The 11,101-nt window shown below is 44.0% G+C and carries 13 protein-coding genes and 1 riboswitch; of the genes, 6 read left to right on the forward strand and 7 right to left on the reverse strand.

Annotated features, from left to right (window positions below):
- Nucleotides 1-27: 27 nt before the first annotated feature.
- Nucleotides 28-1,197, reverse strand: a complete 1,170-nt coding sequence (locus tag BC351_RS25410) for a M20 family metallopeptidase (RefSeq protein ID WP_079416276.1) — start codon at nucleotides 1,195-1,197, stop codon at nucleotides 28-30.
- 203 nt (nucleotides 1,198-1,400) lie between these two features.
- Between BC351_RS25410 and BC351_RS25415 the strand changes: the two genes are divergently transcribed.
- Nucleotides 1,401-1,748 (forward strand): YugN family protein, encoded by a 348-nt coding sequence (locus tag BC351_RS25415; RefSeq protein ID WP_079416278.1) that lies wholly within the window; start codon nucleotides 1,401-1,403, stop codon nucleotides 1,746-1,748.
- Between the two features lie 13 nt (nucleotides 1,749-1,761).
- On the forward strand, nucleotides 1,762-2,910 hold the full coding sequence (gene ftsW / locus BC351_RS25420) for a putative lipid II flippase FtsW (RefSeq protein WP_079416280.1): 1,149 nt from the start codon (nucleotides 1,762-1,764) through the stop codon (nucleotides 2,908-2,910).
- Nucleotides 2,911-2,942: 32 nt separating this feature from the next.
- Here ftsW and BC351_RS25425 read toward each other — a convergent pair whose 3' ends face one another.
- Nucleotides 2,943-3,323 (reverse strand): Asp23/Gls24 family envelope stress response protein, encoded by a 381-nt coding sequence (locus BC351_RS25425; RefSeq protein WP_079416282.1) that lies wholly within the window; start codon nucleotides 3,321-3,323, stop codon nucleotides 2,943-2,945.
- A 160-nt stretch (nucleotides 3,324-3,483) separates the two neighbouring features.
- On the opposite strand from BC351_RS25425, the gene cax reads away from it, so the two are divergent.
- Nucleotides 3,484-4,530, forward strand: a complete 1,047-nt coding sequence (cax, locus tag BC351_RS25430; protein WP_079416284.1) for a calcium/proton exchanger — start codon at nucleotides 3,484-3,486, stop codon at nucleotides 4,528-4,530.
- A 38-nt stretch (nucleotides 4,531-4,568) separates the two neighbouring features.
- Here cax and BC351_RS25435 read toward each other — a convergent pair whose 3' ends face one another.
- The 4 genes from BC351_RS25435 to BC351_RS25450 all read right to left on the reverse strand — a co-directional run bounded on the left by BC351_RS25435 (nucleotide 4,569) and on the right by BC351_RS25450 (nucleotide 8,208).
- Entirely contained in the window at nucleotides 4,569-4,856 is a 288-nt protein-coding gene (locus tag BC351_RS25435) for an Fpa/YlaN family protein (protein WP_079416286.1), read from the reverse strand.
- 121 nt (nucleotides 4,857-4,977) lie between these two features.
- Nucleotides 4,978-5,226, reverse strand: a complete 249-nt coding sequence (locus BC351_RS25440) for an HPr family phosphocarrier protein (protein WP_079416288.1) — start codon at nucleotides 5,224-5,226, stop codon at nucleotides 4,978-4,980.
- Between the two features lie 114 nt (nucleotides 5,227-5,340).
- Nucleotides 5,341-5,871: a TVP38/TMEM64 family protein gene (locus BC351_RS25445; RefSeq protein WP_244209170.1), complete on the reverse strand. Its 531-nt coding sequence runs from the start codon at nucleotides 5,869-5,871 to the stop codon at nucleotides 5,341-5,343.
- Nucleotides 5,872-6,219: 348 nt separating this feature from the next.
- Nucleotides 6,220-8,208 carry a sensor domain-containing diguanylate cyclase gene (locus BC351_RS25450; RefSeq protein WP_079416292.1) on the reverse strand — a complete coding sequence of 663 codons (1,989 nt, stop codon included), beginning with the start codon at nucleotides 8,206-8,208 and terminating at the stop codon, nucleotides 6,220-6,222.
- Between the two features lie 352 nt (nucleotides 8,209-8,560).
- Between BC351_RS25450 and rpsD the strand changes: the two genes are divergently transcribed.
- Complete coding sequence (rpsD, locus tag BC351_RS25455; protein ID WP_079416295.1) at nucleotides 8,561-9,160, forward strand: 30S ribosomal protein S4; 600 nt, start codon at nucleotides 8,561-8,563, stop codon at nucleotides 9,158-9,160.
- A gap of 395 nt (nucleotides 9,161-9,555) precedes the next feature.
- Here the strand turns inward: rpsD and BC351_RS41750 are convergent, their stop codons facing one another.
- Nucleotides 9,556-9,750 (reverse strand): hypothetical protein, encoded by a 195-nt coding sequence (locus tag BC351_RS41750; protein WP_144028525.1) that lies wholly within the window; start codon nucleotides 9,748-9,750, stop codon nucleotides 9,556-9,558.
- A gap of 15 nt (nucleotides 9,751-9,765) precedes the next feature.
- Nucleotides 9,766-9,849: riboswitch (cyclic di-GMP riboswitch) on the reverse strand.
- A gap of 232 nt (nucleotides 9,850-10,081) precedes the next feature.
- On the opposite strand from BC351_RS41750, the gene sda reads away from it, so the two are divergent.
- On the forward strand, nucleotides 10,082-10,234 hold the full coding sequence (gene sda / locus BC351_RS25460; RefSeq protein ID WP_144028526.1) for a sporulation histidine kinase inhibitor Sda: 153 nt from the start codon (nucleotides 10,082-10,084) through the stop codon (nucleotides 10,232-10,234).
- A gap of 361 nt (nucleotides 10,235-10,595) precedes the next feature.
- Nucleotides 10,596-11,101: HTH domain-containing protein (locus BC351_RS25465; protein ID WP_341865965.1), on the forward strand; the 506-nt coding region annotated here is incomplete at its 3' end.

Here is an 11,101-nt window from a genome sequence, read left to right on the forward strand (position 1 = left end):
TATCATTCTCCAAAGGGGAGGCGGCATTCATGCCATATAATCCAAAGCCATCCCAATCAGTAAATTGGCTGCATGCAGCATGGATTTCTCGTCAATATCAAATTTGGGGTGGTGATGCGGATGAATAATTCCTGCTTCCACATTACCGGCTCCCACAAACATATAACAGCCCGGTCGGTGGTGCAGATAATAGGAGAAGTCTTCACCGGCCATAATAAGGGGAGATTCATGCACCGCTTCTTCGCCGAACAAGGATTTACCGACGCTAAAGAACCGTTCTGCTTCCTTTTCGTCGTTCACAACAGTGGGATAACCTAGCTTATAGTCCAGCTGGTACGTAGCTTGATGCATATCGCAAGTAGACGCTACGATGCGTTCAAACCGCTGCTTCACATCCGCTCTGAGCTCCGCATTGAATGTTCGGACCGTGCCGCTGAGCACACTTGTTTCTGCAATGACATTAAAGCTTGTTCCCCCATGGAAAGAGCCTATACTGACCACACAAGGCTCTATGGGATCCACTTGTCGGCTGACAATGGATTGCAAATTAACGACCAATTGCGAAGCGACATAAATGCTGTCGATCGTTTGATGGGGCAAACCGCCATGTCCGCCTTTGCCTTGAATGTGGATGGTGAACTCATCCGGAGCTGCCATAAGAGGCCCGCCCTTGCTGTAAACATGACCTACGGGGAATGGCGTCCAGAGATGTACACCAAATACAGCGTCTACGCCTTCTAAGGCGCCATCCTTGATCATGGCATCCGCACCGCCGGGCGTAATTTCTTCGGCATGCTGGAACAGGAAAACCAAGTTCCCCTTGAGCTGATCGCGAAGCTGACTGGCCACTTTGGCAATGCCTAGCAGCGTAGATGTGTGCGCATCATGACCGCACGCGTGCATGATTCCGCTCTTAAGGGAAGAATACTCGCAGTTCTTCTCATCTTGAATAGGCAAGGCATCAATGTCTGCCCTCAGTGCTACCGTCGGTCCTCCCTTGCTTCCACGAAGCAAACCGACAACACCATTGCCGCCTACGCCTTGACGAACTTCTATATCCCAACTAAGCAGGTGATTCGCTATAAATTCAGCCGTCCGATATTCGTGGAACGAAAGCTCCGGGTTTTGATGTAAGTAGCGCCTCCAGGCAACCATTTCATCATAAATCGCTTGCAAGCCTGCTTGAAAATCGTTCATTAGGAAACTCCTCCGCCCATCCTTGTTTCTCATCTTTACACTTTTGCGGTGTCTTTGAACCTATTCTACCAAAATAAAGGCTTGGTTTCATCTCTAAAGTGCCATCAAATATTAGAAAATAGACGTGCTTATCGACTTGCAGAACCATGGGAAACATACTATCATGAATAAAGAATGCATACGTACAATATGGAGGCGTTAACGTGATTATTGAAGCAACTGGCTTAAAAGGCTTAAAAAGCGACTTGGCTCACCTGGATGAAGTAACAACCAAACTAGGATTTGTGCGTTGGCAGTGGGAATACACACGTGCTACTTATGACTTTAAGATGGAAGATAAAGCAACGAAATCCGTGTATTTCTTACGCGTAAACGCACGTGTAGAAAGCGGCAAGCTGGAATCTCCTTATGCCATCCTGTTCTTGGAAGAAGCTTACATAGGAAGAGAAACATTCCCGCATGGCTTGGACTACAATTCCCCAGTGCCGGATTCTGTTTTGAAAATTTCCAACCAAAAATTAGCGCAGCTGCAGCAATTACTGGCAGACTAGGCGAGGGTTCAGCATGAATCCCCCTCGAAGAGGAACGCCGGATTTTCTGCTGCTTTTTTTAACCTTTGTCCTCGTTTGTTTCGGACTCGCCATGGTATTCAGCGCAAGCTCGATGACAGATGCGTACTTTGGTGATACTTGGTATTTCACAAAGAAGCAGTTAATTGCAGTCGGCATGGGATCAATTGGAATGCTCATCTGCATGAATATCCATTACACCAAGTTTAAGAAATTGGTCATACCTGCCTTTTTCTTGGTTGTAGTAGCGCTGATCTTCGTTATTTTCACCAGCGCAACAAAAGGGGCCAGCAGTTGGTACACACTTGGTCGATTCGGGATCCAACCAACAGAGTTCGCCAAATTAATTGTTGTCATGTACTTGGCTTCGATGATCAGCAATAAAGACGAGAAGTTCCGTAACTTCAAGAAGGGGCTGCTCCCGGCATTGATTGTTGTGGGCTTTGTCTGTTTCCTGATTATGATGCAGCCGGATCTTGGCTCGTGCATGATACTCTTCGTTTGCTCAGCGATTGTTATTATGGTCGGGGGCTCTAATTTAAAGCACATCTTCCTGCTTGGAACAAGCTTCACGGCCATAGCTGCGATAGGTGTTTCACTTTTCTTGCTCGGCGGCGGAGGGGAATCCAAAAATTATCGGATAAGCCGTCTTACCTCGTTTATGGATCCCTTCGCCGATCCCCAAGGTGCCGGTCATCAAGTTGTGCAATCTTTATTTGCATTCGGGCACGGCGGTTTGACAGGCGCAGGATTCGGACAAGGCATTCAGAAGCTGCACTACTTGCCTGAAGCCCATAACGATTTTATTTTCGCCACCATCGGCGAGGAATTAGGTTTCATTGGAAGTACGCTATTCATTCTCGTATTCGTTATTTTCATTTGGCGAGGTATTCTCGTGGCGGTTCGCAGTCCCGATATGTTCGGTATGCTCACGGGGGTAGGCATTATGGTGATGTTCTCGTTTCAAGCCTTTATTAATATCGGCGGCGTAACAGGAACCATTCCGCTTACGGGTGTAACTTTGCCTTTCATATCGGCAGGGGGCTCGTCTATGATGGTCTCTCTCATAAGCATGGGAATTCTACTGAGCATCTCGCGTGAACATACGCACAAAGAAGCACCTTCTACCAAAAAAAGACCCTAATCGATGAGCAATCATTCGATCGGGTCTTTTTTCTATTTTACGCGATGTGGATCATCTATATTATCTTCCTCTTTGAACGCAACGCCTTCCACCTTCACGTTGACTTCAACTACCGTTAACCCCGTCATATTCTCAACAGCTTCTCGCACGTTCTCTTGGAGATCTCTGCATACATCCTGAATGCGGGAACCGTAATTGACGATAACGCGTAGATCGATAGCAGCCTCCACTTGTCCAACTTCCACTGAGACGCCTCGTTGCACATTCTTCCCACTCAGACGCTTGGCTAAGCCTTCCGAGATGCCTCCTGACATGCCTGCTATGCCTGCTGTCTCCAGAGCCGCAAGACCTGCGATAGTCGATACTACATCATCAGAAATACGAATTAAACCGGTTTGATTGTCTTCGGACATACGGATCACTCCCTAAACTTGGTATGAATCTATTGTAATAAGTTCAAAAGATGAAAGCAAGAAATGCTGTCGAACAAATCGAATTTACATTACTAGACAAAGTGGGTATATTATAAGAAGTCAAAAAGTACCAATAAATGAATAAGTCGGAGGGTTCGCATTGAAAGGAAAATTGTTCTATGTAGGTTTAATTCTCGCTTTCGGCCTGAGCGCAGTAGCCCATTACACGCATCTAAACGCAACCTTGCAGTTTGTCATCTCGGCTATCGCCGTTATTTTCGTAGCCGGGTTTCTTGGCAAAGCGACAGAGAGTGTCGCTCATTATGCTGGCGAACGCATGGGTGGATTCCTGAATGCGACTTTCGGCAACGCAGCCGAGCTCATCATTGCGATCTTCTTGGTCAAAGACGGCATGTTCGAGGTCGTCAAAGCCAGCTTAACCGGGTCCATCATCGGGAATCTGCTGCTCGTTCTGGGACTGAGCATTTTCGCCGGCGGATTAAAATTTAAAGAACAATCGTTTAACGTGAAACTGGCATCCCATAACTCTTCTTTAATGATTCTGGGTGTCATCGCCTTGTTCATTCCAGCGATATTCGCCGGTGGATTAACAACCAGGGAAACATCATCAATGAGCTTAATTGTTGCGATCTTGCTCATAGCTGCCTACCTGCTCTGGCTTCTGTTCTCCATGGTCACCCACAAGGATGTGCTCTCCGATGCAGCCGTCGAACACGGCGAGGCTCCATGGTCCAAATCAACCTCAATTCTTTTCCTCATCTTAGCCACAGTCATGGTTGCTTTCTCCAGTGAGTGGATGGTCGGTACGCTTGAAGAAGTAACGCACAAATTCGGTCTCTCTGAATTGTTCGTCGGCGCCTTCCTCATCGCAATTATCGGCAATGCTGCGGAACATAGTGCTGCGGTATTGATGGCGATGAAAAACAAAATGGGTGCAGCCGTCGAAATTGCCATCGGAAGCTCCCTGCAAATCGCCTTATTCGTTGCACCTGTCCTAGTCATCGCCAGCTTCTTCATGGGCGGGACACCGATGAATATCGTCTTCACAACCTATGAGCTGGCCGCTATAGGAGTCGCGGTCTTTATTACCAAGTCCATCACCCAGGACGGCTCAACGAACTGGTATGAGGGTCTCCTGCTTCTTGTCGTCTATATTATACTAGGCGTCGTATTCTTCCTCGTCTGACATCAGCAAGTCCACAAAAAAAGTAACCCCAGAGAGGGTTACTTTTTGTTATTTAGCGCTTCATATAGCTGGGCAAGGTTACGTTCTAGCTTGTTGAGAATTTGTTTGCCAGGCTGTTCGGCAATAAGTCCCGCTCGAATGGCAAAATCAATTTCTCTCGAAAGTCCGTACATTTGCGTATCTAGTACCTCTTCATACAGTGGGCATTGACGAGTCGTCAAATTCTCCATCTGCACTTCGATCAGCTTCTCGATTTTATCTGCATCTTCCTGAAGAAGATTAAGCGCCTTTTGATTCATGTCCAGCAATAGATCAGATGAAGACATTCCCACTTCCCCCTATACACATAGTCATCCGTCCTTATATGATCTATATTAAGCGAAATTGCTCCAATATACAAGAGAAGGTACCCTCAGAGATTCTGAGAGTACCTTCTTTGTTAATTAATTAGCCTTCTACAACGTTTACGCCCAGCTCATGCTTAGCAAATACTTCTGCCATCGCAATTTTCGCTTCTGCTTCGTCAGGACCATGAACATGCAAGTCGTACTTGCTTGAGCTAAGCAAAGTCGTGAACAATCCCAGAATACTTTTCACGTCGATATACTTATTATCGTATTGAAGAACAATTGAGGATCTGAATTTATTAGCGGTTTGTGAAATTTCAACAATTGCAGCGTTATTAGCACTTGGCATATTGCATTCCTCCATTTATTTGCGTATGAGTTGGTCGACTTGCTTTCTATATGATAACTTGGAAGGGTGACTAAGCGCAACTAGAAAATTTCCTGCAATCTCCAGAAAGAGCGTTTACTTCGTCTTCGCTGAAAGTGCTTTCTTCACAGCATTGCCGATAATAATCAAAGCGACGAAAATTCCAAGCAATAAAAGAAGTCTCCCTTTATACTTGTGGAAATGAAATAAATCATGCGCAATCATCGACTCCAAAAAAACGATTGGCAGTTTCCCAAGCAAGGTGCCTAATAGAAAATGTCTAAACTTCATTCTTGTCAGCCCAGCAGCAAAATTAATCGCCGAGGAAGGCAAGATCGGGATTAACCGGCCTAGAAACACAAAAAGAAAGCCTCTTCTTTCCATGCGCAAACTAAATTGCTGAACTAATGGGAACCGTTCCAACTTCTTCTCCACCCAAGCATGTCCATAATAACGGGCGAAGTAAAACGACGCGATTGCTCCAAGGCAGGACATCACGTAATTTACAAGGAATCCTACCTTGATTCCAAAAATAGCAACATTCGTCCCTGCAACCAGAACAAACGGAATGAACGGAAAAAACGTTTGAAAAAAGACCAAAGCCATTCCAATAATTTTACCAGGCATACCAAGATCTCTTAAATGATCAGATAACTGTCGCATATTACTGTGAGTAAGCTTGATGCCTATAGGGTTATAGAAGAAAAAATAAATCAAGCCACTAAGCAAAATCAAAAGAACTAAAATAGGCAGTATGCGCTTTCTATTTCTATTTAACACCGACAAAATTCGACCATCCTCCCTTAGACCAAACCATTGTAACATGTTACCGGTGGTTCAGGAAGAGAAAAATAGGGATATTATTTCCTTTCCCTTGACAGTTTCTCCATTCTGACATTTTTTTATGACATAAATAAAAGCACCTGTCCGAGGAAAGTTGTTTCCAACTCCATGAGACAAATGCTTGTGATCAGGCTATCCGATTTGAATTTGGTTACGTCCATTATTTTTGGCTTGATAGAGCGCCATATCCGCGCGGTAGAACAATGATTCGACGCTGATCTTATCTTCTTCCCAGTTCCAATCGGAAACGCCGCAGGAAACGGTTACTTGCGGATTCGTTTCTTCCATAACGCGAGCACGGATACGCTCTGCGATTCGAATGGTTTGGTCTTTGGCCACTTGCGGAAGATAAACAGCCAGCTCCTCACCGCCCCAACGTGCAGCGATATCGCTGTCTCTGATACTCGTTTTGATAATCTGGCTAACTTGAATCAATATTTTGTCGCCTACCTGATGACCATGCGTATCGTTTATTCGCTTGAAATTGTCAATGTCCACTACAATAAGGGAGCCGCAGAAATCTTTCTTCTGCAATAAGTTAGCCTGTTCGTCCAAATAGTGCCGTACATAGAGACCGGTCAAATTGTCCGTGATGACCATACGTCTCACCTCAGCATGCAGCGAAGCATTCGTCATGGCAAGACCAATATGTCCGCAGAGAACCTGCAGCAACTTGTAATTATCATAGGAGAAGAAGTTAGGCTGACTGTGCACGACTAGTATAACGCCCTCTACTTGTCCGTTCACAAGAATCGGCGAACCGATAAGTGAGCGGGAATTCGTCAACTGCATCAATTTGGAATTCATTTTGGTATTCAGCATGTAATCAGAAATAATAACCGGCTCTTTGGTGTTGTAAATAAGGCCCGAGAAGCCTTGATTCAAACTGATCGCCTCATGGAACATCGACGGCAAATTGGTCGCTTGCACAATCAACCTTTCGCTGTCCTTATCCGTTTGCAAAATGCAGCTGTAATCCGCGCCGAAAATACTCAAAATCTCGCTCGAAGCCGAATTGAAGATCTCATTAAGCCGCAGGCTTTGATTCAACTGCTTAGTAATTTCATTAATCAGCCGAAGCTCATTAATCATCAAATTCGATTGCTCGTACAACTTGGCATTCTCGAACGCCGAACCCGCTGTATCCGCTAGCAGCGAAATGAATTGCAAGTCCGAGGCATGAATCAATTCATGCTCAGACTTCATGTAAAGCACACCGTAGACGCCCTGCTTGCCCGATAGCGGAGCCGCGACATTGCCTGTGCTTGCGCCCTGGGCATCGGAAGTCGGCTCAAAAATGACTTGGCCTTCCATAAAAGCACGCGTACGAATGTCGTCATCGGCATTTTGAAAATTTAATGGCTTCACGTATAAATTATTGGAATCATTATCTTGTGATAGCAAAAGATCCACTTGAATATTAGGGTAAAACCGATATATGCATTCAATCACTTCTGTCAAAACAGAATCGACGTCAATTTTGGCGTGCAGCTTCTTGGAAGCTTCGAATAAGATGTCATGCTTTTTAAATTCAAGCTCTCTTTGCTGGTGCTGCATAAATAAATGATCATATTTCCGGCGGTCTTCCACACTTTGGACACAGCTTTGGAAAGAAATCGCAAGCGTATACAATAGCTCGACAATTTCGTCAGATTGTATACCCGACTGGGAAAATAGTCCTAGATAGCCGATAAGCTTGCCTTCCGCAGCCAACACTGGAACCGCAGCCGAAAGAACGCTTTTGAAGCTTGCCATGTTCACATCATTGCTTGTCATTATCTGTAAAGTAGGATATTCCGCACAACGCGACAGTGAATTATCGCCCCGCTCTGCGCTGCTCCAGGAAACACCGGCCGCCAAAACATGATCCATAAAAGAGACGTTCTGCGAGCAGGCATTGATCACGCACAAGTCTGTATGAACCCACAGCAGTGCGGTTTGTTGCGGCAGCATCGCTTGTCCAAACTGAGTAATCCAATACGCCGAAGCATCATAGATTACTTGGTGGGAATTGACTTCCCCATAGGAAAAGTTGCTAGAAAGAACAAGTCCTTGCCGAAGAAACTCTTCGAAGTGCTCTGCGCGACTATGTTGTTTCATACTACGAAGTGATTCACTCATAGGCTCTCCTTCACTAACAAACTGTAGTCCTATTGACTCAGGCTAAATGTTACCTCATATATCATACTATTTTTCTTTCCTGATTGCACGATTTTTTCAAAGACCCGCTAAGGATTGAGACTTGACACATGCTCTTGTTTTTAATAAAATTAGAAGTCGAGTAACAATATGATTTCGGTGAATGCCATTTGTGATCACCCTCACTGCTTTTGCTCCTGCCAAGACAGCGGCTGAACTACTCTTGTCAGGGAATCACATTATGATTCGTAAGCAAAACCAGGCACTTGTCTTCACCCTAACATTTAGCTGCTATCTACTAAACTATTTGTTAAAAAGAAGGAGTTTTTCCTAAATGTCACGTTATACAGGACCTAAATTCAAACTAAGCCGCCGCGTTGGTATTTCCTTAAGCGGTAACGGAAAAGACATGAAACGCCCATTCCCTCCAGGTCAACACGGCCCAGGACAACGTAAAAAAATGAGCGGTTACGGCGTTCAATTAAATGAAAAACAAAAACTTCGTCACATGTACGGCTTGAACGAGAAGCAATTCCGCAACTTGTTCGACAAAGCTTCCAAACTTAAAGGTATTTCCGGTGAGAACTTCATGATCTTGCTTGAAAGCCGTTTGGACAACTTGGTTTACCGTCTTGGTCTTTCCAACTCCCGTGCAGGCGCACGTCAATTAGTTGCTCACGGTCACGTAACTGTGAACGGCAAAAAAGTAGACATCGCTTCTTACATCGTATCTACTGGTGACGTAATCGCTCTTCGCGAAAGAAGCAAAGGTCTTTCCGCAGTGAAAGAAGCTCTTGCTAACCGTAACTACCTGCCAACTTACCTTGAGTTCAACGACGCAAGCGTAGAAGGCAAGTACATCCGTTTGCCAGAACGTTCCGAGCTTCCACAAGAAATTGACGAGAAACAAATCGTCGAGTTCTACAGCCGTTAATAGAGCTGAGACGCAAGTTGCTACGACAAAAAGCCCCAAACCCCTTGTATATAGGCGGTTTCGGGCTTTTTCTTATTAAATCAACAATGCAAGTTAATGCACAATGATGCGCCCATTTGGGGCTAATTGGGGCTTGGTTTGGGGCTTGGTTTGGGGCTTGGTTTGGGGCTAAAATAATACAGGTAGACGCTCTTATATTTCCAAGCGCTTGTGAAAATGAAACCGCCTGACGAGTCCGCCGCGTTGCGGACGAAACTCTCCTTTTTCAAGAAGGAGAGTCGCGAATCTCCGCTACGAGCCGGCCGTGCGTGGCTAGCCTTTACATACATTGTTTGCTCTATGATAACTTAAAATTCCCAAACGTCTGTGAATTTGCTGAAAAATAAAAAAACACTCTATCCCAAAGGAGAGAGGGCTTTAACCATGATATTGTTATCAACGATTATAGTGTGGCTTTTCTTCATATTGACCAAATGCTTAACCGAGCGAGGTGAAACATTTTCGCTTGCTTTCCATTTTTCGAAACTTTCCGGTTTGATTCCCAATTGGGTAACAATCTCTTTTAAATCCAGACTTCTTCTAATATTCACAAAAACCACCCTTTCAATTAGGACGGCCGGTTGCACTACTAACTCAATTGAATCCAAGTGCCCAATTATAGATTCAATATCATCGCTTCCATACTTTAATATTTACATCTTAACGCGTTTATAGGAAATAAGTCTATATTTCATTTTGTCGAAATAGGTCGATAGTCCTAAAAATTATATAAATTTTCTGGTTTTTTTCAAGAAACACCTATCCTGCAGGATAAAGCATCTACCGAAATTTCGTTGATTACAATACCCAATATATTCCATGTGGTCCATAATTGATATAGGTGAGGGGTAAGGTCCCATTCGCTACAAGGAGAGTTATAACTTGAAGCTAAGTGACGATCGATTACTTTCATCCTATTTAGAAGCTCTTGAATACAAACTAGAAGAAGCATTTATAGAACTACTTGAAAAAGAGTTGATTAAGAGAGGCATTGTTTTTATGAGGCCTTCAAAAGAAGATAATGAAGAAAACTAATGCTTAATTAAAAATTGATAGGCGAATGGGATATAACCCTTCACCACGAAAAATCCCTGCTAGTTTTTGCTAGCAGGGCGTGGTTAATTATCCTAATCGAGATTTTGCTGATAACAAAAGTGGAATTTGTTACATCGGATTTTGAGGTTTCGTTTATATTGTACAACTCATTAAAGCGAACGCAGTCAAATCTATAAAAGAGCCATCAGTACAATGGAAACTTATTTGTTATTGCTCCCTGAACGAAATAAAGCCCAAGGGATGATTACACTGGTACCCATAGTCTGGACACTTTGAAAAAGTGTTCAGACTATGGGTATCTTTTTTGTATACTAGAGTAAGCACCGGAGGGGATTACAATATGTCTAAGAAAATGTTTAGTGAGAAAGAACAAAAGAATTTATCAACGAATAAATACGTCATCCATATAAGCGATAAAGCAATAACCTATGCTGATGAATTTAAGCAGTTGTTCATCGATCAATACATGGCAGGTAAAACACCCAGAGAAATCTTTGAAGCAAACGGGTTTGATGTAAACATAATTGGCGTAGAGCGTTTAAAAGCATGCGTTAAGCGTTGGAAGAAAGCATACGCTGAGGATGGAGTCATTGGACTAGCAGACTCCCGTAAGGGATCATCTGGACGTCCCCTCAAGCGAGAACTAACGCAGGATGAAGTTATTGCAAGACAGGAAGCAAGAATTAGACTTCTTGAGTCTCAGGTGGAATTGTTAAAAAAGCTAGACACGAAAGAAAGGTTGCTGGTACCAAAGGGAAAGAACCTAAGTAAGAGTAATTTATTTGAGCTAATTAAAGAGACTGTAGGGCAGGGTTTAGGACGCACAACTAGCTACCTTTGCGACTT

This window comes from Paenibacillus ferrarius (assembly GCF_002027705.1).
Lineage (GTDB): Bacteria > Bacillota > Bacilli > Paenibacillales > NBRC-103111 > Paenibacillus_E > Paenibacillus_E ferrarius.